Origin of the sequence: Planococcus sp. APC 3900, assembly GCF_030407735.1 — a bacterium.
Classification (GTDB): Bacteria; Bacillota; Bacilli; order Bacillales_A; family Planococcaceae; genus Planococcus; species Planococcus notacanthi.
Genome location: NZ_JASDCT010000001.1, coordinates 644,022 through 664,677, shown reverse-complemented (window position 1 = coordinate 664,677; position 20,656 = coordinate 644,022). Strand labels below are relative to the sequence as shown.

The window sequence follows — 20,656 nt, the reverse complement described above, 5'->3', positions numbered from 1 at the left end:
TGTCTACATCCCCCAAGGCATCAATGCCCAAATCGCAACAGCAGCAGAAACGACTACCGTGATTCCGGCGCCTACCGTACTGTTATAGCGATACGACTTGATATCCTTCCATCCGTGGATGCGTTCAATCAATTCAATATCCGATTGCTTAGTCAATTTACTTTGCAGACCTGGCATACGGTTCGTGATATAAGAAACGACAATCAGCAGGATAAAGCTGATCGGCACAGCAAGCATGGCACCGGACAAGCCCATACCGTCCGTCACTCCATGTCCCGTCAAAACGATGCTTGGAAAGACGAAAGGAGACACGATGATGTAGATGGCTCCACCAACAACAGATGCTGCAATGGCTCCGAATTTATTGGCTTCTTTCCACCAAACTCCAACGATAATCAAAGGTGCATTCGTAACTCCTGCTAAACCGAATGCCCAGAGTATACTGACGACCAGGAAAGCTGGCGGTTGGATTGCCAGCAAGATACTGACCAATCCTCCGGCAAAAATCGCGATAAAACCGATTCGCAGACTTAAACGCTGAGGAATATTCGGCTTTAAGGTAGCGATAATGTCCTGTGAAATCAAGGCACCAATGGCCAGCAAGTTTCCGCTCAATGTTGAAAGTCCAGCAGAAATCGCCCCAGCAATAACAAGTGCTGTCACCCATTCCGGGTTATAGACCAAGTTCAGGATGATCGTCAATTTATCAGCATCTCCATCTGAAATGACTAGGCCTTGAGTGGCGGTGGCATAAACACCAACGAAGCCCATGGCGTATGTGGCCGAGAAAACCAAACCTAGAATAAAGGCGAACCAGACCATCGCCGAACGCGCACTTTTCAGATTAGAAGCTGTGTAAACCCGCATCGCTAAGTGAGGAAGGCCCAAAGCTCCGATTGTCAGTGCCGGAATAATAGAGAAATACCATTTTGGTGAGAACTGGTAATCAAAGAACGTCGGCAAAGATTCGAGCATCGCTGGAACCATGTCCGAATAGAACAGAGGCGGGAAATACCAGCCTGTTGCTCCCACCGCTTTCATGATGGCGCCAAGCGGCAAAATGAACATCAAGGCAATGATAACCATCTGAATCGCTGCGTTGTTTGTTGCTCCGGCCATTCCGCCGATTGTGATATAACCGACAATTATAATTCCAAAAACAAAAAGTCCAGTTAAATAAGGAATACCCAATAACGTTTCAAACGTAATGGCAATTCCGATCATCTGGCCGAGTGCATACATGATGGAAACCAAAATCATGAAAAGAGCCGCAATGATGGAAGCTGTCACTCCGTATCTGTCACGGATAAAATGTGTAGGCGAGAAAGCGCCCATCCGGCGAAGGCTTGTCCCGTAAATAATTGTAATCAACGGTATTGCCAGAATCAGCTGAATCCACAACATGATGAATGGAACCTGGAGTTGGAGGATCAAGGCCGTAATGCCAAGGAAAGTCGCCAGACTCATGTAAGTTGCAGCCATCGCCAATCCGTTAGTAAAAGCTCCGACGTTTCCGCCGCCTGTGTAAAGATCTTTAGCAGATGAACTTTTTCGGTTGGATACAAATCCCACGATATAGAACAATAAAAATGTTGCTCCCACGACTGCTAACCCTAAAATCGGATTGGATAATTGCCAGTTTTCTGTTTCCATCATCTACACATCCTTTACTTCGTCGGAAACTCCGAGCGCATCGTTTTCACTATCGATCTCATCATCGATGCGATTACCGATTTTCCCAGCTACAATCGTCAAAAAGAAAACGCCGAACCATCCCATTAAGATCGGCACGATATACATAACTGGAAAACCAAGCAACATAGCATCTACCGGGAAAATGGAAAAGACTAATCCTACGTTCCCTACTAAAATAAAGGCAGCTGTCATCCAAATGGTGAATTGGACTTCTTTTTTATACGCTTTCATCGTATCCCCCCATTTCGTTTTGATTGTTCTAAGTCTCCCTACTGAGCGTTCGCTCAACTGTAGAATGCTGCTCTCCCTTCAAATATTATTTAGATAATAACTTCTTTGATTGTAACCGCTTGCATAAAAACAAGTCAACAGAATTTTTAAATTATTTAAATAACTATATCAGAAGTATTATTACTTTCCTAAAAGCTATTTCAACTCTCTTTCAAAGACTAATAACATATGTATAAACAGCATTAAATATGTATATTCTTAGACAATGTAGATTTTTTCTGTATTTCAATATACTTTTTATTGCCTTATAAATAGTTGAATTAATTCCCATTAAATAATAAAACCGAATAATTATGCGGAAAAGCTTTTGAGAATAAAAAAATCCCGAAGGGCAGCAATGGCCCTTCAGGGTTTTGATAATCAACTTATAGATTTGGTTTGTTATTTTCCTTATCCATTTTGGCTTCCAGTTTCTCAAGCTGGCGCTTCGCAAATTCGCGGCCGCCAATACCGAAGGAAATGGCGAAGGCTACGGCAAGCCCGGCGATGATAAACAAGAATGCCAAGTTCACAATATTGGTTGCGAAATTCAACTGATCAAGAGTCATGAATACAGCAATGATGATAATTGCGTATTTGACAATGGCTCCAAGGAAACGGTTGCCGGAAGCCTGCTTGATGTAATTTCCAAGCACGCTGCCCCCAATCAATCCAAGGCCCAGGATAATCAGTGAACTGATAAGCAATGGCAAGTAACCGATGATTGCTTCACCGATGCCGTTCAATACATCCAACTGCAGGACATTCATCGCTTCTACTGTAAAGAAGATGATGATGATTGCCTGCACCACTTTGCCGATGATATTCGCAATATCAAAGCTTGGCGTTTTGGTTTTATCAGGATTCAAGTAAGTCGAAAAGCGGTTGATGCCTGTTCCATTCAAGAGGCTGATCAATAGATCGCCTACAAATTTAGCGATCAGGATACCTACCAAGATTAAGATGATCGCTACAAAAATATTCGGGATCATGTTCAATACTTGGTTAAGCATATTGACGATCGGCTCAGATATTGAACGAATATTCAAGGTTTCCAATGCAATCGTCAAGATAGGAATCAATACGATAACGAAAACTACATTTGCCAAAACATTGGCCAATGTCGATTTATCGCCAGCATCCATTCTCGCTGTCCCTGTCGAAGCACCACCAGTTCTGTTGGTGAATTTGTTGAACCATTTATCGATATTGATCGCTGTCAAAAGGCTGAATACCAGATTTTTAACAAACTTGGCTACAAAGTAGCCGATGACCACAATAATGATAGCCATGAACAGATTTGGCAAGAATGCCAACAATTTGTCCATCATATTCGAGATTGGCTGTGCAACATTGTTCATGTCCAGTGCCTGCAGCACGCTTGGAATAAACAAGATAAAGATGAGGTAATAAAGAATTTTCCCTATAGAATCCAGTTTGCTGTCCGCATCTTCTTTTGTTTTAGCCATATGGCCTTTCACCATAGCTCGGTCTGCCCCTGCTTTTTTTAATCCTTTCGTAAAAATGGCCCGAACGATCGTCGCTACTATCCATGCGATGAGCAGTAATAATAATGCTCCCAGAACGTTTGGAATATAATCGATGATCGTGTTGCCGACTCCTCTGAAAGAATTGCCCACATCGTTCATATACTCAACTCCTTTTTATTTTTTTATATCTTTAGTTACTATCCCCTCAGTGCTCCACTCCTAAACTTCCAATGAGGCTATTTGGCATCCAAAAGAAAAACCGTCCACGTAAGGACGGTTTTTAAAACACAAAGAAAGGTTTTTAAGAAGCAGGAACCTCTCTTCGCTTGCCGATCGTCAATATCAAAATGCCGCCTAAAAGCAGCATGACTCCGAGCCACGACAGTCCACTTAGCACTTCTCCGACAACCACTACCCCTAAAACAGCGGCTGTCAGTGGCTCAGCCAATGACAAAGTGACTGCAGAAGAAGAGGGAATCTGCTTTAATCCAAAAGAAAAAAGCAGATAGGATAGACTGGTTGCTCCAATCCCTAAATAGATGATCAGAGAAAAATTGAGCGGTACGGTGATGTAGCTTACATCAAACAGCAATAAAAATGGCAGCAGGCAGCAAGCACTCAATGAAAAAATCACAGCGACTGCAGAAACAGTCTCCATCGCCTTGAGTACAGATTTGCTTACCAGCGCATAAACTGCAAAGGAAAATCCAGCGCCCAAAGCCATAGCGATGCCCACTGGATCCACCAGTTGCTGGCCTTTATTGGAAAATAATAGCACGCAGCCGGTTAATGCCAGAAGCGTCGCACTTCCCCAGATTCGGTCAGGTTTTTGTTTTAAGGCTATCCACTCGATCAATCCTGTTAGTACAGGTGCGCTTCCGATCGTGACAACGGTGCCGATAGCAATTCCAGTCATCTGGACGGAAGAAAAAAATAAAGGTTGAAATAGCGCCATACTGATGGCTGCAAGAATAGTGGCAGGCCATGGAATCGTCCGGACCGATAGTTTCCTGGCTACAATTACGAACAACAGTAAAGAAAAACCGCCAATTGCTAAACGAAAAGCGCCGATTGATAGCGGATGGACTGCCCCTTGAAAAAAAGACTGGGCTGTACCTGTGGTTCCCCATAAAATTGCAGCCAGCAAAACCAATAAATACGCCATATAATTCAACATCAACACCCCTGTTCTTGAACTTCTTCTTCTAACATACCATGGCGTCAATGGTTTGAGATAGCTGTCTTCTTCTATTATAATAAAAGAAAAGAGGAGGAGATCCCATGTATATGACAGTCCAGGAAACTGCCGCATTTTTATCCATGCCTGAAGAACAAGTCAATCGCTATGTATTGGAAGGCCGTATTCGCGCAGTCCATGATGGGGAGCAGTACATGATCAACACCTCTCAGTTCGGAACACATTTCCAACAGCTGGAACAGGCCAAGCAAGCGCTGGAGGAATGGCGAGCCACTCCGATACCAGACGATGTGGATATCAAGGACGAGGATTAACTAAAAAAGCACCTGAAGTGGGATCGGATTCCCGCCTCAGGTGCTTTTTCATCGAATCCCGCTTAGCGGGTAAGCTCTGGCACTAATAAGCTTTTTAATTTTTCTTCGATAAAGCCGCCCCATTTTTCAAATTCCACAAGAAAACCATCGTGGCCAAATTCGGTTTCAATGATTTCCCAACTCACATCCTTTTGCTCTTCAAGCCAAGGAACCAGCAATTCACTCGGATACAGCAAGTCATGCGTAAATGATAGAGCATAAACCGGAACATCAAGAATGGTTTCTCCGATATCGTGTGTGTTCATTGCTTTCAGCAGCAACAGGTAGCTATTGGCATCAAACCGCCCCGCCAACTTCTTCCCTTGGTAATTCAAATAAGACTGCACATTGAATTCTTCTCCGGCTTTGCTGCGTCCAAAGCGCTGATTGAACATATTCCCGCTGCGATATGTGACCATACCAGCCATACGGGCTACTTGAAATCCTTTCAGGTCAGCTGAGCTTTCATAATTTCCGCCATTAAAATCTCTGTCGCTTTCTATGGCTTGAATACCGATATGATTGAAAGCCAAACCGTAATCGCTGTAGTAGGGAGTAACGGCCAGGGGGAGAATTGCATCCACAAATTCCGGGTACAGTTTCCCCCATTCCAGGGCCTTCATGCCTCCAAGCGAACCTCCCAAAACTCCTGCAAGATGGTTGATCCCCAATTTCTGCAATGCATAGTATTCTGCGCGAACCATATCACGTATCGTCAGAGTCGGAAAGTCTGCACGATATGGTTGGCCCGTTTCCGGATTAATGGTCAGTGGGCCTGTCGATCCGTGGCTGCCTCCCAACACGTTAAAAGTGATCACTTGAAAAACATCTGTATCCACCGGCTTGCCTGGTCCGATTAACCCTGCCCACCATCCCGGGTTTTCTTCGGATCCTATTGCATATTGATCGCCCGTCAATGCGTGGCAGACCAGCACAGTTGGAGCATTTTCATCTCCATGACGTTCGTATGCCAGCTCTACATGATTTATCGTCTTCGTTGAATCCAGGGTTAATGAGCCAATGGATACTGTCGCCATTCAAATCCCTCCTTAAACGTTTTCCAAAACTGCGGCCTGAATGGCCTGCTCCAAATCGGCGATTAAATCTTCCGGATTTTCCAAACCGACCGATAAGCGGATCAATTCTTCCGTTACACCCGACGATTTCAGCTCTTCATCATTTAACTGCTGATGTGTAGTTGAAGCCGGATGGATGATCAACGACTTGGCATCTCCTACGTTCGCAACATGGGACCAGAGAGCCACACTGTCGATTACTTTGCGGCCCGCCTGCCGTCCGCCTTTGATGCCGAAATTGACAATCGATCCGAAACCGTCATTTTTCAAGTATTTTTTAGCCAATTGATGTGATGGATGATCTTCAAATCCAAGGAAGTTGACCCATTCGATCTGCGGATGCTGCTTCAAGTAGTCTGCAACAATTTGAGCATTGCTGCTGTGTTTCGGAATACGCAGGTGCAAAGTCTCCAGTCCTTGGAGCAAGGCATGTGCACTTTCCGGGCTCAATGAAGGACCGAAGTCACGAAGCAGCTGGACACGCAGTTTTGTCGCAAATGCAGCATCCGGTACATCGATGCCATAACGCAATCCGTGATAGCTTTCATCCGGCTGTGTGTAATTCGGGAAACGTGGATTGTCCCAATTGAATTTTCCTGCATCCACCGCAACACCGCCGATGGTCGTGCCGTGTCCACCAATCCATTTTGTAGCGGAATGAATGACCACATCAGCACCGAACTCGATCGGGTTGCTGCCATATGGTGAAGCAAATGTATTGTCAATCAATAAGGGAAGCCCGTTTTCATGGGCGATTGCCGCTACTTTCTCTACATCAAAAACGTTCAGGCTCGGGTTGCCGATAATTTCTCCGAATACCGCTTTTGTCTTATCGGTGATTGCCGCTCTAAAGTTTTCAGGATTGGTTGCATCAACAAATATGGTTTTAATGCCGTAACGCGGCAACGTATTGGCGAATAAATTATAAGTGCCGCCGTACAGGTTGCTGTCCGCTACGATTTCGTCTCCTGCTTCAGCAATATTTAAAATGGAGAACGCAATTGCCGCCATTCCTGAAGATAATGCGACTGCAGCAGTCCCGCCTTCCAATAACGCCACGCGCTGTTCAAATACATCAACTGTCGGATTCATGATGCGTGAATAGATATTGCCGGTGTCTTTCAGACCGAAAAGGTCTTGTGCATGCTGCGTATCTTTAAACACATAAGAAGTGGTTTTGTAGATCGGCACCCCTCTCGATCCTGTTGTTGGATCCGCCTGTTGTCCGCCATGCAGCAATAAAGTTTCTGGTTTTAAGTTTGTCATTTTCTATTCCCCCTAATTTTTTTATTCATGAAAATCACCGAAGAGGACAGCAAAAAGCCCCCTTCGCTAAGAAGAGGGCCGTAAATTACGGAGTTACCTCCTCTCATCTGTCAGAACCTATCGTTCGGTTCTGTAGGAATTAGCACCTTTCCAGACATGGTCGTCTGTTGGTTGCCGGGCATCACAGGGCCTATCCCTCCGCCACTCTTGATAAGAGTTATTAAATTTAGTTTTTAGTCTTGTTGAGAAGTATAAAAATTTTAACAAGGTTTGTCAACCCTATTAGTCAAAAAATTTTGAAACCTTGTTTCTTCCCAAACGTTATCTTCTAGTATAGAAGGAGGAATGAATATGCTTGGATGGGTTCTGCTGTTGTTTATCGCAGGCTATGGAATCGGTTGTTTGCACGGTTCCCTCGCAGCACAATTTTTATCTGGGGTGAATGTCAAAAAAGAAGGCGTCAAAAATTCCGGTGCTTCCAATGCCGCCATCGTGCTGGGTTGGAAATACGGTTTGCTGGTTGCTTTGATCGATATTATTAAAGGCTTTGCCGCTGTCGCAGCTTGTCGTTTTCTGCTGGAAAAGGGTGCCTTTTCCCCCGAAATCATTTGGACTTTTCTATTTATAATAGGTGCCGGTGTCGTATTCGGCCATAATTTCCCATTCTATATGAACTTCAATGGCGGCAAAGGCACGGCTTCGGTGATCGGTGTCATGCTGGCACTGGACTGGAAGCTCGGGCTGGTTGGCCTGGCACTGCTCATCGGTGTTTCGCTTGCGACCAATTATTTGGTCATTGGTGTACTGGTCCTTTACGCAGTCTATTTTGTTATCGCTTTCGGTCCTGCCGTCGGACCATGGCCATTGCTGACAGCTTGTGCCTTATTTGCTATGGCCATATGGAAACATAGCGAAAATATTATTCGAATAAAAAATGGAGAAGAGAAGAAAGTTTCCTCCATTTTCAAAAAGAAACCAACAAAACCAGTCTGAAAGCGGTTCCAAACTCATTATTCTCTTCATTTCAAAGATTGTGAAATAAATATCAATAATTCCCTTGACTTTTTTGTTATTTCACCATAAAGTAAGAACCACGAATCGAATAGCATACATCACTTTCTTATCAAGAGAAACCGAGGGACAGGCCCTAAGACGTTTCGGCAGCAGATTTGTTTAAAAGCAAAAACTGTGCCAACTCCTGCAGATGCTCTAAAGCATTTGGAAGATGAGAATTAGATGGTTTCAACAGGAGCCCTCTTTTTTCTTATGGATGAGAAAAAAGAGGGCTCCTTTTCCATTTTCTCAGAAGAATGTGAGACACCGTCGATTTAATAAGATCCATTACAGCATGAGGAGGTTCAATCACCATGATTCAATTCGAAGGCGTCGCCAAGACCTACCAATCCGGGAAACAAGAAATCCATGCCTTGAACGGGATTGATTTGACCGTCGAAACCGGCGAGATTTACGGAGTCATCGGCTTTAGCGGAGCCGGAAAGAGTTCATTGATCCGCACCGTGAACCTGCTTGAACGTCCTTCTGCAGGACGCGTCTTAATCCAAGGGAAAGACATTTCCACTCTATCCAGCAAAGAAATCCGAACCATCCGTAAGGACATCGGCATGATTTTCCAGCATTTCAATCTGTTGAGTTCAAAAACGGTTTACCATAATGTCGCGATGCCATTGCTGCTCGCTAAGACATCGAAAAATGAAATTGATGAACAAGTGAAGCAACTGCTGGACTTTGTCGGACTGGCCGATCAGGCACAAAAATATCCCGACCAGCTGTCAGGCGGACAAAAGCAACGCATCGGCATTGCCCGAGCGCTTGCAACCAACCCTTCCGTTCTGTTATGCGATGAGGCAACATCAGCGCTCGACCCCCAAACGACCAAGTCGATTTTGGACCTATTGCGCAAAATCAATAAAGAATACAATATCACCATCCTGCTCATTACTCATGAGATGGGAGTTATCCGGGAAATTTGCGATAAAGTGGCTGTGCTTGAAGCAGGAAAAGTGATCGAACAAGGCAGCGTCTTCGACATTTTCTCAAATCCGCAGCAGCCGACCACCCAACGGTTTGTCCGTTCTGTCATGAACGATGAACTTCCGGAAACCCTGCTTGCGCAAATCCGCAATGCCCAAAGCGATAACGCGATCTATCGACTGCAGTTTACAGGAAATTCCGTCGGCCAACCGTTCATGTCCCGTGTCTCGCGTGAATTTAAAGTTGACTTGAACGTGCTGTTCGGCAACATCACCGAGTTGCAAGGTGTTCCATACGGCAACTTGATCGTCGAATTTGCCGGCGAACCTAGCGAAATCCAATTGGCTTTGTCCTCTATCCGGAAAAGCAATATTGATATAGAGGAGGTCAATGATTATGTCCGTTAACTACGATCAGATTTTAGAAGCTTTATGGGAAACCATTTACATGACCGGCGCGGCATTCGGCTTTTCCCTATTGATCGGCTTCCCGCTTGGCATCCTGCTGGTGGTCACCCGCAAAGGCCATCTGCTGGAAAATGAACCGGTTTCCAAAGTATTGAATATCGTCATCAACATATTCCGCTCAGTTCCATTCATCATCTTGATGGTTGCCATCATTCCGTTGACTCGCCTGATCGTCGGCACGTCCATCGGAACTGCAGCCGCCATCGTCCCACTGGTCTTTTACGCAGGACCTTATATTGCAAGACTTATCGAAAACTCCTTGTTGGAAGTTGATAAAGGGGTCATCGAGGCAGCTCAAGCCATGGGAGCCACGCCGATACAGATCATTTTCCGCTTCCTCATTCCTGAGGCTTTGAGTTCACTGGTTCTGGCCTTGACCATTGCGATTGTCGGCCTGATCGGAGCGTCCGCAATGGCAGGCGCTATCGGGGGCGGAGGCCTTGGCGATTTGGCCATCACTTACGGTTACCAACGATTCGATACGCTTGTGATGTTCATCACCGTCGCAATTCTCGTCGTACTCGTACAAGGCGTCCAATCGCTCGGCAATGTATTATCACGAACTGTCAGACGCAATTAAAAAATAAAAATAACCTAGAAAAAAACTGGAGGAATTACTCATGAAAAAAATTACAGCATCCGCATTATTGGCAGTTTCAGCTTTGGTCTTGGCAGCTTGCGGAGACGACAGCAGTTCAGAAGGAAACACGAAAGTGACGCTTGGCATCAGCGGTTCCGATACTACTATCTGGGATTACATTGCTGATAAGGCAGAAAAAGAAGGAATCGATTTGGAGATTCAAACCTTTTCTGATTATGTCGCGCCGAACCTGGCACTTGCCGAAGGCGAACTTGATTTGAATGCATTCCAAACTATTTCTTACTTTGATGAATTCGTCACAGAACACGATATCGACATTGTTCCGATCGGTTCTACGGTAATTGCGCCGATGGGCCTGTATTCCGATAAATATGAGTCGATTGACGAAATTCCTGAAGGCTCCCAAATCGCAATGCCGAACGAAGCCACCAATATGGGCCGTGCCCTGTTGCTGCTTGATGAAGCGGGATTGATCACGCTTTCTGAAGATGCCGGCCTTACCGGAACAGCAGAAGATATCATCGACAATCCAAAAAACATTGAAATCATGCCGATGGTTTCCGGCCATACCCCTCGTGCTTTGCCAGATGTCGCAGGATCGGTCATCAATAATGGTGTCGCAGTTGATGCCGGCTTGAATCCGACAGAAGATCCGATTGCCGGTGAAAGTGATACAGCTACCCCTTATATCAACTTGATTGCCGCAAATGCGGAAGATGCCGATAATGAAGCTTACTTGAAAATCGTTGAATTGTATCAGCAAGAAGACACAGCTGATTTCATCATCGAACATACAAAAGGCGCTCAGATTCCGACTGTCGTGACAGTTGATGAACTGGTCGATTACCAATAAAACAAAACCTAACTTAGGAGGAGCTCCAATGACACTTATCAAGGAAGCAGCCCAATCCATTTCCCAGTCCATCGATTCCAAGAGCGAGATTTACATTGAAACAAGCCAAGCGATCCACGCAAACCCGGAAATCGGCAACCAAGAGATTTTCGCCAGTTCGTTATTGATTAAACGGCTTGAAGACGCTGGATTTAATGTCGATAAAAGTGTCGCCGGGCATTACACTGCTTTTTTTGCCAGCAAGGAAAGCACACTTCCCGGTCCGACAATTGCTTATCTTGCCGAATATGATGCACTTCCTGGAATTGGCCACGCCTGCGGCCACAATATCATTGGAACAACCAGCGTTGCTGCGGCCATCGCACTCGCAGAAATCTTAGAGTCAACCGGCGGCCGTGTGGTTGTTCTTGGAACTCCTGCAGAGGAAGGCGGACCAAACGGCAGCGCCAAAGGCAGTTTCGTCAAACACGGCCTGCTCGAAGGCATTGATGTTGCTTTGATGCTCCATCCTTCCGGAAATTCGGCTGTCACAGGCCCTTCTCTTGCAGTCGATCCCTTGGAATTCCATTTTTACGGCAAACCAGCTCATGCAGCAGGCTCGCCTGAAGAAGGCATCAATGCGTTGGATGCAGTGCTGCAATTGTTCAACAGCATCAATGCATTGCGTCAACAATTGCCTTCTGACGCTCGGGTTCACGGAATCATCACCCATGGCGGCGATGCACCGAACATCATTCCGGAATACGCGGCTGCCCGTTTCTATATCCGCGGAGATTCCTGGAAGAAAACATCGGATACAGCCCGCAAGATCCGGGCGATTGCAGAAGGCGCTGCTCTGGCAACCGGTACGACCGTGAAAATCGAACGGTTCCAGAATGAAGTACGTGATTTGGTCATCACCCCTGCTTTGGATGCAGTTGTCCGCAGCGAACTCGAAGCACAAGGCGAGACGGTGGCAGATTCCCGCATTTCCGGCCTTGGTTCCACCGATGCCGGAAATATCAGCTATGAAGTCCCCACTGCCCATGGCTATATCAAAATCGGCCCTGAAAGTTTGATTGCCCACACCGAAGATTTCCGTGAAGCCGCTAAATCTGAGGATGGCGACAGAGCTTTGATCAAAGGCGCTAAAGCATTGGCCCATACCGGCTATCGCCTTCTGACAGAAACTGTTCTTCTGGATCAGGTGAAAGCTGCACATGCCGAAGCCGTGAAAGCAAAACAAGAGAAGTAATGGAGCGATGTCCTGAAGGGGCATCGTTTTTTTATTTGTGTCCAGAGTTTTCATCATTTTCCTACTTCATGCTAAAATATGATTAGCACTTAATTTAGGAGGAATTTTACATGTTGGAAACCTTGATCGAACGGCTGGTCCGTTATGCAAAAATTGATACACAATCTGATTTCAATAGCGAATCCACCCCTTCTACCGCAGGGCAATGGGACCTGCTTCATGAACTGGAAAAGGAAATGAAAACAATCGGACTTACGGACGTCGGCATGGATGAAGCCGGGTATCTGTTCGGTACACTGCCTGCCAATACAGATCGGGAAATTCCGGTCATCGGTTTCCTGGCACATGTTGATACCGCAACAGACTTTACCGGAAAAAACGTCAACCCTCAACGCATCGACAATTATGACGGCCAGGATATCCCCTTGAACGACAGCATTGCGATGACAGTATCGGATTTTCCGGCGCTTAAAAATTACGTCGGCCATACTTTGATTACCACAGACGGGACAACTCTTCTCGGTGCTGACAATAAAGCCGGGGTTGCTGAAATCATGACCGCTATGGAATATTTGAATGTCCATCCTGAAATTGAACACGGAACCATCCGTGTTGCTTTTACACCTGATGAGGAAATTGGACGCGGCCCCCATAAATTTGATGTGGAGCGCTTTGATGCTAAGTACGCTTACACCATGGACGGCGGTCCTCTTGGCGAATTACAGTACGAAAGCTTTAATGCCGCAAGCGGCAAGTTGATTGTCCAAGGCAAAAGCGTCCATCCGGGATCTGCAAAAAACAAAATGGTGAATGCCCAAACAGTCGCCATTCAATTCCAAGAGGAAATGCCGAAAAAGGAAGTTCCTGAATTGACCGAGAACTATGAAGGATTCATTCACTTGAACAACTTTATCGGCAATGTGGAAACAGCGGAATTGACTTACATCATCCGTGATTTCGACAAAGAAAAATTTGAAGACAAAAAACGGCATATGCAGGCAGTTGCCGAAAAACTCCAGCAGCAATACGGAGAAGAGGCTGTGCGTTTGGAAATCGAAGATCAATACTATAACATGCGTGAAAAAATCGAACCGGTCATGGAAATCGTCGATAATGCAGAACGTGCAATGACGGCATTGGGCATCATACCGGACATTGTGCCTGTACGCGGCGGTACAGACGGCTCTCAATTGTCCTACATGGGTCTTCCCACTCCAAACATTTTCACAGGTGGAGAGAACTATCATGGGAAATACGAATTCATTTCTGCTGAAAACATGGAAAAAGCAACGCAGGTCATCATTGAAATCGTGAAATCCGCTAAATAAAAACAGCATCAAAAAGGCGTATTGGACTGGATCCCATACGCCTTTTTTGATTTAGTTTTATTTTTCTAAACTCCAACGCACAGTTGTTTGAACCATAAGCCAACCTGGTCATGCTCCGCAGAGCTACACGGGCGCTTCCGCTTTTCTTTGTCCAGCTTCAGCGGCCAACTCCTCGGGACATAAGCTGTTTTGGCTGTGCGGCTGAAAACACGCCGCTTCGCCAATCCATCTTATGCCTGTCGGAGCTAAGCGGCCGAATCAGCTTTTCTTTATTGTCCAGCTTCAGCGCCTAGAACCTCGGGGTCTTAAGTCCGCTTGCCTGTGCGGCTGAAAACATGCCGCTTCGGCAAACTGCCTTAAGCCTGTCGGTTCTTGACAGGCGCTTCCGCTTTTCTTAGATAATACTTCTTCCGTTTTGCGCCAGTGCGTAATGAATGCCGTGCTGCAAGGTTTGGAAACAGTTGAATTTCGACAGATCGATGGCCGACTCTGTAATGGTCATGCTCATCTTCGCTGAAATCCCTACCAATACCGTTTGTGTCCCGATCATGGCTGCTGTCAATCCGAGTTTTTCAATCAGCATCGCAGCAGGCTGCGTAAAATTGTTGTTTAATCCGGTAAGGTCCAATATTAAATACTTGGCTTTATGCGTCGGCAGGTTCTGCAAGGTTTTCACTAACAGCTCTTCTGCCCGCGCTTCATCATAACTGCCCAATAACGGAACCACTACAATGTCTTCAAGAACCGGGATGAGCGGGGATGAAATCTCTTTGATCATTTCATTTAGTTCCCGCGTTTTTTCATCCACCAATCGTTCCAGCTCATTGATTTTTTCCGCTTCTTTCAGACGGGACAGATGATGGATGTTCTTTTCAATCGTCTCTTCCGAAGGGAAATACTGAATAACGCTTTCTTCAAAACCGTCCAATTGATGATGGACAACTTTATACCAAATATTCTGTTTGAACAATGAGGAGAAAATACCTGCATAATGGGCAGGCAGGAAACTGCCTCCTTGCTCTTTCCTTTGCGCGATGTTAATGGTGTGCTCCCAACTGTTTTTCAGATGCACTTCAAGTGTCTGGGTTTCTTCGTTAAGTTCTTTAATTTCCGCTAATCCCCATCCTGCAGATGCATATGTATTGGTGATCAGGCCTGCAGCCTCTTCTATAGAAACGCCTTTCATGCCCTGGAAATATTCTCCCACTACAAGCCCTTGGCGAAATCCAGTTGATTCCAGTACGACGTTTGCCGCGTCTTTCCCTGAAATCTCTTCTATGGAATCAAAAAACATTTTCATGGCTGATGCAGTCCAAAAAAGAACAGATTCCTGTCCTTCAAATAAGAAACGGCCTTCAGCCAAATCCCATTCAAAATTCAAGCCGCCTACTGTTATTGCTGGTTTTATATCCATTTTGAAGCCCCTTTCGTTCATTGGTTCTATTTTACCACATTGGTTATATAGCTTATGGCCATCATGCTATTTTTTAATCTTTCCTTAAATTTTCTTTCCAATCCAGATAAATATTCTACTAGATATCCATACTTGCTCATACAATAATACAGGAAACGCCAATAAGCTTCATGTTTTAAAAAATTTCTTTAAAGGAATACAGAGAATAACACTAAAAGGAAGAGGTGCTTTACATGTCAGACAAAAAACCATTCGATCAGGAAGACCGCAAAACAAGAGACGGTGCTTCTATGGATAATCCAGAACAGTCAAAAACAGATAAAAAAAGCCTTTCCGAAATGCATGAAGAGGAAATGAATGTCGATACCATTCCGATTGAAGATTTAAAACAGGAACAGCAGGAAGAAAAAAATCCGCGTGCCACGAAGAATAATTCTTCCAGCGAAGAGAAGTTTCCTGAGTAATCAATATGAATTTTCGTAAAAGTGAATGCTTTCAAAAAAGACCGCTGAGGCTATGCTCAGCGGTCTTTTTATGCTATGCTTCTCATTTGAACAGGAGTGAATGAAGATGAAAAACTGGATTTATCCACTTATGGTAGTCATAGCAGCAAGCTGCTACGGTGTGCTTTCGACCATTATCAAAGTGGCTATGAAAAATGGATTTACTGCTGCAGAAGCAGTAACCGCTCAATACTTTATAGGGTTCGTTTTAGCGGCTCTTTTATTTTTTATTACCCAACGCAAAATGCCCAGAATTAAAGGATGGAAGATTTTGGTTCTGTCAGGCAGTTTTACAGCTGCTACCGGGATGGTCTATGCGCATTCGCTTAACTACCTGCCGGCTTCACTTGCTGTAGTCCTGTTGTTCCAATTTACTTGGATCGGCATGTTCCTCGATTGCATTGTCCATCGCAGATGGCTGAAACGGACAGAAGTCATTTCATTGATCTTTTTATTTGCCGGCACCTTATTGGCAGCCGGCATTATCGGAACCGACTTGAGCGGCATTCCTTGGCAAGGATGGGCTTGGGGAATGGCTGCGGCTTTTTGTTTTTCAGCGTTCATGTTTGTCAACGGCAAGCAGATCGAAGGCATGGATACGTCAGCCCGCCTTTTTTACGTATCACTCTTTGCAGCAATCGTTGTCGGCCTGTTCCAAACACCTGAGATCGTTTGGAACGGGCAATTGTTCAATGAGGGCCTATGGGTTTACGGATTGTTGCTCGGATTTTTCGGTATCATCATGCCCATCTATTTCTTTTCCGTCGCGGTGCCGCACGTCGGCTCAGGAATTGCTTCCATATTGAGCGCCATGGAACTGCCGGTCGCTGTAATCGCATCGGTTCTTATCCTTAACGAAGTGCTATCACCTCTTCAAATTGTTGGGATTTTCATTATCTTAATCGGCATGGTGCTGCCAAGTGTATTTAATCGGACGCCCAAAATAGTCGAACAGATTTAAGCCTGCTGCATAGCAGGCTTTTTTTCATGCTTTTTTATTCCGTCTGCCGTAATTGGCTTTATGTTTAGTTCGGACTTAAAAAGGAATAGATAAGTACAAAGACAAAAGGAGTGGTATGGATGAATCAGGAAGACGTAAAAAAAGCAGCATTAAAGATTTTAGAGGACAGTTACATCGGTACTTTAGCAACAATTAAAGGAAACAAACCCCATTCTCGCTATATGACTTTTTTTAACGATGATTTCACACTCTATACGGCAACAAGTAAAAAGACACAAAAAGTAGATGAACTGGAAGCGAATCCGCATGCCCATATTCTTTTAGGCTATGACGGCGAAGGGGTCGGCGATACCTTCCTGGAAATCGAAGGCAGCATGTCCCTGAACGACGATCGCGAAATGATCGACAAAGTATGGAATGAGCATCTGGAAGGCTGGTTTGAAGGGCCCGACGATCCAAACTTGATTATTTTAGCCATCAAACCTGACCGTGTCCGTTTAATGAATAAAAAGGGACAAGAGCCGCAAGTGTTGGAATTGTAAATAAAAAACGGCTCAATTGTTTGAGCCGTTTTTTATGTTTGAAGAATTTCTCGAAGCCCTTCTTTGTTGAATAACAGATCTTCGAGTGTATATTCATCTAGGACACTCAGATAAGCGTGAAGAGCTTTGCCCAGAACACCGCGCAGACCGCAAATCGGCGAAATTGGGCAGCGGTTAGTCGCTGAATCAAAACATTCCACCAAATTGAAATCGTCTTCCATTCGCCTCACTACAGTTCCAACATTGATGTTTTGTGGAAGGTCGGCAAGGCGGATGCCGCCCCCTCTTCCTCTGACCGTCTGAATAAAACCGGCTTTGCCCAGTTCAAAGGTAACTTTCGTTAGATGGTTTTTTGATATATTATATGCTTCAGAAATTTCCTGTATCGTCGTCAGTTTATCTGGTTCCTTGGTGCCTAAATAAATCAAAACGCGTAATGAGAAGTCTGTATACATGGTCAATCTCATTCTTTTCACCTCTTCTGCATGTTCATTATAACGGCTTTTCAAGAAGTCTCAAAGTAATTGAACCTAATAGAATCTATCTGGAAAAGGAGTAGATCATTATGCTATCAGAAGAAACCCGCACAATTGTTAAATCCACTGTCCCCGTACTGGAGGAACATGGAGTAGCAATTACGACAAGGTTCTACAAGAACCTTTTTGAAGCCCATCCTGAATTGCTGAATATCTTTAACCATGCCAATCAAGCACAAGGCCGTCAGCAGACAGCACTGGCCAAAGCTGTTTATGCAGCTGCTGTGCATATCGATAACCTGGAAGAAATTCTTCCGGCAGTTGTCCAGATTGCCCATAAACATGTTTCTCTCGGTGTCTTGCCCGAACATTATCCAATTGTCGGTGAGTATTTGCTGAAAGCGATGAAAGAAGTTCTGGGTGATGCGGCAACTGATGAAATTATTGAGGCTTGGGCAGAAGCTTACGGAGTTATTGCTGATGCTTTTATTGGTGTTGAAAAGGATATGTATCAACAAACGGCGGAACAGGAAAACGGTTGGAACTTCTTTAAGGATTTCATCGTCGCCCGGAAAGTGAAGGAAAGCGAAGTTATTACTTCCTTTTATTTGAAACCTGCTGACGGATCCAATGTTCCCCCTTATACACCCGGCCAATACATTTCTGTGCGGCTGGCGATGCCTAGTGAAGAATTTTTAGTGATTCGCCAGTACAGCCTTTCACAAGCACCAAAGCCGGATGAATTCCGTATTTCCGTTAAACGCGAAAACGACAACGATCCGAATGGAGTGGTCTCTAACTACTTGCACAGCAGCATCAACGAGGGCGATCGCATTGAAGTGAGTGCACCTGCCGGCGTCTTCGTCCTCGATGCGACGAAGACATCACCCGTTGCATTTATCAGTGGTGGTGTAGGGATTACACCAATGATGAGCATGTTCGAAACTGTGGCAAATTCGACGCCTGCACGTCCAACCACGTTCCTTCATGGCGCACGGAATCCATTGCAGCAAGCATTTGATGACGATATCCAAGCATATGCCATGATGATGGACGATGCCCGTTACAAAACCGTCTACTCTGATGAGCCAAATGGTTTTATTACCCGGGAAATGCTCGAGGAATACGTCGATCCGGCAAGTGACGTCTATGTCTGCGGACCGGCGCCTTTCATGGAAATCATGATTCGGGAACTGCACGGCATGGGCATTCCGGAAGAGCAGATCCATTATGAGTTCTTCGGTCCTGCAATGGATTTGAATACTAATAGTTAATGGAGATTCAGTGGCCTGGCTTATGCCGGGCTTTTTTTGTGTTTTCCAGAGGCTGAAGTTATTTCATAAAGTATTTCAATCGTTATGGAAAGTATTTTAATGCAATTAGAAAGTATTTCTGCCCAAATAGAAAGTATTTTTGGGAAATCGGAAAGTATAGCCAATAAATAGAAACGACCAATTCTTTTATGTAATTAAATATGAACAAATTCCTCTTCTCTCTTATGTCCGTCAAATCTACACGGGCGCTTCCACTTTTCCGTGTTGTGACTTTTCTGTGAAGTTAAATGTGTCTAAATTTTAAAGATGTATTTTAAATATATCTTTAAAAAGGATATGGGCGTATAGTCAAGATATAGAAAACAAAAGGAGAGATTGAGCATGTTATCACAAGAGACAAGAACAATCATTAAATCCACAGTACCGGTATTGGAACAGCACGGAACAGCAATCACTACTGTATTCTACAAAAATATGTTTGAAGCGCATCCTGAACTTTTAAATATCTTTAATCACGCTAACCAGAAAAAAGGGCGTCAACAGGCTGCATTGGCAAACACGGTTTATGCCGCAGCCGTCCATATCGACAATTTGGAAGCCATTCTTCCAGCAGTTGTGCAAATCGCCAACAAACACGTAAGTTTAGGAATAAAACCTGAACATTATCCAATCGTCGGTGAATATTTGTTGAAAGCGATCAAAGAAGTATTGGGAGATGCCGCAACTGATGACATCATCAATGCCTGGGCAGAGGCTTACGGCGTCATCGCAGATGCCTTTATCGGCGTTGAAAAAGACATGTATGAGAAAATGGAAACGCAAGAAAACGGCTGGAGCTTCTTTAAAGAGTTCACTATTGTCCGCAAAGAGAAAGAAAGTGAAAACATCACTTCTTTCTATTTGAAGCCAGCTGATGGAAAAAATGTTCCGGTTTATCAGCCAGGCCAATACATCTCTGTCCGCATGTCCATTCCGGGTGAAGAGTATTTGTTCAACCGCCAGTACAGCCTTTCGCAAGCTGCACGGGAAGATGAGTTCCGCATTTCCGTGAAACGCGATGCGGACAACGATCCGAATGGCCGTGTATCCGTCTATCTCCACGACGAATTGAATGTCGGCGATCGCTTTGAAGTCAGCGCGCCTGCTGGAGAATTCGTCCTTGATACTAAAAAAGATACGCCGGTAGCATTTGTCAGCGGCGGTGTCGGCATCACACCGATGATGAGCATGTTCGAAACTGTGGCTACATTGACTCCCGAGCGTCCAACTGCTTTCCTTCATGCAGCGCGCAATGAAACCTTGCATGCTTTCGATAAAGATATCCAAAAATACGTTGCAGCTATGGATAATGCGAGCTATAAAACGCTTTATTCCGATCAGCCCCAAGGCTATATTACACGAGCGCTATTAGAAGAATATGTCGACATCACAGGCGATGTCTATGTATGCGGTCCCGTGCCTTTCATGGAAGCCATGATCCAAGAACTTCGGTCACTTGGCATGAAAGAAGAACAGATCCACTTTGAATTCTTCGGTCCAGCCGTAGCTTTGCAAACAGCATAATTCAACAACAAGCTGTCCGTTCATTCATCGGACAGCTTGTATATTCAAATTAAAAGGACCTGTCAAATTGACAGGTCCTTTTAACGATTATTTTATTGTT

20 protein-coding genes and 2 riboswitches are annotated in these 20,656 nt (G+C 44.8%); of the genes, 12 read left to right on the top strand and 8 right to left on the bottom strand.

Translation table 11 applies throughout. The features are described 5' to 3' along the window. Positions 1–3 precede the first annotated feature (3 nt). The 4 genes from QMA04_RS03335 to QMA04_RS03320 all read right to left on the bottom strand — a co-directional run bounded on the left by QMA04_RS03335 (position 4) and on the right by QMA04_RS03320 (position 4,632). Positions 4–1,656, bottom strand: coding sequence for a solute symporter family protein (locus tag QMA04_RS03335; RefSeq protein ID WP_225218436.1), 1,653 nt, complete (start codon positions 1,654–1,656; stop codon positions 4–6). Next, positions 1,657–1,926, bottom strand: coding sequence for a hypothetical protein (locus QMA04_RS03330; protein WP_191715059.1), 270 nt, complete (start codon positions 1,924–1,926; stop codon positions 1,657–1,659). 425 nt (positions 1,927–2,351) lie between these two features. Next, entirely contained in the window at positions 2,352–3,614 is a 1,263-nt protein-coding gene (locus QMA04_RS03325) for a mechanosensitive ion channel (RefSeq protein WP_290183945.1), read from the bottom strand. Positions 3,615–3,756: 142 nt separating this feature from the next. Continuing rightward, complete coding sequence (locus QMA04_RS03320) at positions 3,757–4,632, bottom strand: DMT family transporter (RefSeq protein ID WP_290183944.1); 876 nt, start codon at positions 4,630–4,632, stop codon at positions 3,757–3,759. A 104-nt stretch (positions 4,633–4,736) separates the two neighbouring features. Between QMA04_RS03320 and QMA04_RS03315 the strand changes: the two genes are divergently transcribed. Further along, the gene (locus QMA04_RS03315) at positions 4,737–4,967 is read left to right on the top strand and encodes a helix-turn-helix domain-containing protein (protein ID WP_191715056.1); all 231 of its coding nucleotides are present in this window, start codon (positions 4,737–4,739) and stop codon (positions 4,965–4,967) included. A gap of 62 nt (positions 4,968–5,029) precedes the next feature. Here the strand turns inward: QMA04_RS03315 and metX are convergent, their stop codons facing one another. Continuing rightward, complete coding sequence (gene metX / locus QMA04_RS03310) at positions 5,030–6,043, bottom strand: homoserine O-acetyltransferase MetX (RefSeq protein WP_290183943.1); 1,014 nt, start codon at positions 6,041–6,043, stop codon at positions 5,030–5,032. A gap of 12 nt (positions 6,044–6,055) precedes the next feature. Continuing rightward, positions 6,056–7,348, bottom strand: coding sequence for an O-acetylhomoserine aminocarboxypropyltransferase/cysteine synthase family protein (locus QMA04_RS03305; protein ID WP_191715054.1), 1,293 nt, complete (start codon positions 7,346–7,348; stop codon positions 6,056–6,058). Between the two features lie 100 nt (positions 7,349–7,448). Continuing rightward, positions 7,449–7,565: riboswitch (SAM riboswitch) on the bottom strand. A 134-nt stretch (positions 7,566–7,699) separates the two neighbouring features. Between QMA04_RS03305 and QMA04_RS03300 the strand changes: the two genes are divergently transcribed. The 6 genes from QMA04_RS03300 to pepT all read left to right on the top strand — a co-directional run bounded on the left by QMA04_RS03300 (position 7,700) and on the right by pepT (position 13,823). Next, complete coding sequence (locus QMA04_RS03300; RefSeq protein WP_191715053.1) at positions 7,700–8,341, top strand: glycerol-3-phosphate acyltransferase; 642 nt, start codon at positions 7,700–7,702, stop codon at positions 8,339–8,341. 124 nt (positions 8,342–8,465) lie between these two features. Then, a riboswitch (SAM riboswitch) is annotated at positions 8,466–8,580 on the top strand. Between the two features lie 135 nt (positions 8,581–8,715). Then, positions 8,716–9,747, top strand: coding sequence for a methionine ABC transporter ATP-binding protein (locus QMA04_RS03295; protein ID WP_290183942.1), 1,032 nt, complete (start codon positions 8,716–8,718; stop codon positions 9,745–9,747). Beyond that, positions 9,737–10,387 carry a methionine ABC transporter permease gene (locus QMA04_RS03290; protein WP_290183941.1) on the top strand — a complete coding sequence of 217 codons (651 nt, stop codon included), beginning with the start codon at positions 9,737–9,739 and terminating at the stop codon, positions 10,385–10,387. Before QMA04_RS03295 ends, QMA04_RS03290 begins: the two co-directional genes overlap by 11 nt. 40 nt (positions 10,388–10,427) lie before the next feature. Next, on the top strand, positions 10,428–11,261 hold the full coding sequence (locus tag QMA04_RS03285) for a MetQ/NlpA family ABC transporter substrate-binding protein (protein WP_191715050.1): 834 nt from the start codon (positions 10,428–10,430) through the stop codon (positions 11,259–11,261). A gap of 28 nt (positions 11,262–11,289) precedes the next feature. Continuing rightward, a complete protein-coding gene (locus tag QMA04_RS03280; protein ID WP_290183939.1) occupies positions 11,290–12,495 on the top strand; it encodes a M20 family metallopeptidase in 1,206 nt (401 codons plus the stop codon). A gap of 110 nt (positions 12,496–12,605) precedes the next feature. Continuing rightward, positions 12,606–13,823 (top strand): peptidase T, encoded by a 1,218-nt coding sequence (pepT, locus tag QMA04_RS03275; RefSeq protein WP_290183938.1) that lies wholly within the window; start codon positions 12,606–12,608, stop codon positions 13,821–13,823. Between the two features lie 394 nt (positions 13,824–14,217). Here the strand turns inward: pepT and QMA04_RS03270 are convergent, their stop codons facing one another. Continuing rightward, on the bottom strand, positions 14,218–15,237 hold the full coding sequence (locus QMA04_RS03270) for an STAS domain-containing protein (protein ID WP_191715047.1): 1,020 nt from the start codon (positions 15,235–15,237) through the stop codon (positions 14,218–14,220). A 233-nt stretch (positions 15,238–15,470) separates the two neighbouring features. On the opposite strand from QMA04_RS03270, the gene QMA04_RS03265 reads away from it, so the two are divergent. The 3 genes from QMA04_RS03265 (at position 15,471) to QMA04_RS03255 (ending at position 17,243) form a co-directional block, all read left to right on the top strand. Continuing rightward, a complete protein-coding gene (locus QMA04_RS03265) occupies positions 15,471–15,701 on the top strand; it encodes a hypothetical protein (RefSeq protein ID WP_191715046.1) in 231 nt (76 codons plus the stop codon). Positions 15,702–15,807: 106 nt separating this feature from the next. Continuing rightward, the gene (locus QMA04_RS03260) at positions 15,808–16,701 is read left to right on the top strand and encodes an EamA family transporter (RefSeq protein ID WP_191715045.1); all 894 of its coding nucleotides are present in this window, start codon (positions 15,808–15,810) and stop codon (positions 16,699–16,701) included. A 119-nt stretch (positions 16,702–16,820) separates the two neighbouring features. Then, entirely contained in the window at positions 16,821–17,243 is a 423-nt protein-coding gene (locus tag QMA04_RS03255) for a pyridoxamine 5'-phosphate oxidase family protein (RefSeq protein ID WP_191715044.1), read from the top strand. A gap of 32 nt (positions 17,244–17,275) precedes the next feature. On the opposite strand, the gene QMA04_RS03250 is transcribed toward QMA04_RS03255, so the two are convergent. Continuing rightward, on the bottom strand, positions 17,276–17,710 hold the full coding sequence (locus tag QMA04_RS03250; RefSeq protein WP_191715043.1) for an RrF2 family transcriptional regulator: 435 nt from the start codon (positions 17,708–17,710) through the stop codon (positions 17,276–17,278). Between the two features lie 98 nt (positions 17,711–17,808). Here QMA04_RS03250 and hmpA (QMA04_RS03245) point away from each other — a divergent pair, with 98 nt between their 5' ends. Both hmpA (QMA04_RS03245) and hmpA (QMA04_RS03240) read left to right on the top strand, forming a co-directional pair. Continuing rightward, positions 17,809–18,993: an NO-inducible flavohemoprotein gene (gene hmpA, locus QMA04_RS03245; RefSeq protein ID WP_290183937.1), complete on the top strand. Its 1,185-nt coding sequence runs from the start codon at positions 17,809–17,811 to the stop codon at positions 18,991–18,993. Between the two features lie 381 nt (positions 18,994–19,374). Next, positions 19,375–20,556: an NO-inducible flavohemoprotein gene (gene hmpA / locus QMA04_RS03240; RefSeq protein WP_290183935.1), complete on the top strand. Its 1,182-nt coding sequence runs from the start codon at positions 19,375–19,377 to the stop codon at positions 20,554–20,556. Positions 20,557–20,656: the final 100 nt, after the last annotated feature.

What these genes read in the sequence shown, in the direction of transcription:
- QMA04_RS03335 (WP_225218436.1), bottom strand. Translation starts at nt 1,656, where the DNA reads ATGATGGAAACAGAAAACTGGCAATTATCCAATCCGATTTTAGGGTTA.
- QMA04_RS03330 (WP_191715059.1), bottom strand. Translation starts at nt 1,926, where the DNA reads ATGAAAGCGTATAAAAAAGAAGTCCAATTCACCATTTGGATGACAGCT.
- QMA04_RS03325 (WP_290183945.1), bottom strand. Translation starts at nt 3,614, where the DNA reads ATGAACGATGTGGGCAATTCTTTCAGAGGAGTCGGCAACACGATCATC.
- QMA04_RS03320 (WP_290183944.1), bottom strand. Translation starts at nt 4,632, where the DNA reads ATGTTGAATTATATGGCGTATTTATTGGTTTTGCTGGCTGCAATTTTA.
- QMA04_RS03315 (WP_191715056.1), top strand. Translation starts at nt 4,737, where the DNA reads ATGTATATGACAGTCCAGGAAACTGCCGCATTTTTATCCATGCCTGAA.
- metX (WP_290183943.1), bottom strand. Translation starts at nt 6,043, where the DNA reads ATGGCGACAGTATCCATTGGCTCATTAACCCTGGATTCAACGAAGACG.
- QMA04_RS03305 (WP_191715054.1), bottom strand. Translation starts at nt 7,348, where the DNA reads ATGACAAACTTAAAACCAGAAACTTTATTGCTGCATGGCGGACAACAG.
- QMA04_RS03300 (WP_191715053.1), top strand. Translation starts at nt 7,700, where the DNA reads ATGCTTGGATGGGTTCTGCTGTTGTTTATCGCAGGCTATGGAATCGGT.
- QMA04_RS03295 (WP_290183942.1), top strand. Translation starts at nt 8,716, where the DNA reads ATGATTCAATTCGAAGGCGTCGCCAAGACCTACCAATCCGGGAAACAA.
- QMA04_RS03290 (WP_290183941.1), top strand. Translation starts at nt 9,737, where the DNA reads ATGTCCGTTAACTACGATCAGATTTTAGAAGCTTTATGGGAAACCATT.
- QMA04_RS03285 (WP_191715050.1), top strand. Translation starts at nt 10,428, where the DNA reads ATGAAAAAAATTACAGCATCCGCATTATTGGCAGTTTCAGCTTTGGTC.
- QMA04_RS03280 (WP_290183939.1), top strand. Translation starts at nt 11,290, where the DNA reads ATGACACTTATCAAGGAAGCAGCCCAATCCATTTCCCAGTCCATCGAT.
- pepT (WP_290183938.1), top strand. Translation starts at nt 12,606, where the DNA reads ATGTTGGAAACCTTGATCGAACGGCTGGTCCGTTATGCAAAAATTGAT.
- QMA04_RS03270 (WP_191715047.1), bottom strand. Translation starts at nt 15,237, where the DNA reads ATGGATATAAAACCAGCAATAACAGTAGGCGGCTTGAATTTTGAATGG.
- QMA04_RS03265 (WP_191715046.1), top strand. Translation starts at nt 15,471, where the DNA reads ATGTCAGACAAAAAACCATTCGATCAGGAAGACCGCAAAACAAGAGAC.
- QMA04_RS03260 (WP_191715045.1), top strand. Translation starts at nt 15,808, where the DNA reads ATGAAAAACTGGATTTATCCACTTATGGTAGTCATAGCAGCAAGCTGC.
- QMA04_RS03255 (WP_191715044.1), top strand. Translation starts at nt 16,821, where the DNA reads ATGAATCAGGAAGACGTAAAAAAAGCAGCATTAAAGATTTTAGAGGAC.
- QMA04_RS03250 (WP_191715043.1), bottom strand. Translation starts at nt 17,710, where the DNA reads ATGAGATTGACCATGTATACAGACTTCTCATTACGCGTTTTGATTTAT.
- hmpA (WP_290183937.1), top strand. Translation starts at nt 17,809, where the DNA reads ATGCTATCAGAAGAAACCCGCACAATTGTTAAATCCACTGTCCCCGTA.
- hmpA (WP_290183935.1), top strand. Translation starts at nt 19,375, where the DNA reads ATGTTATCACAAGAGACAAGAACAATCATTAAATCCACAGTACCGGTA.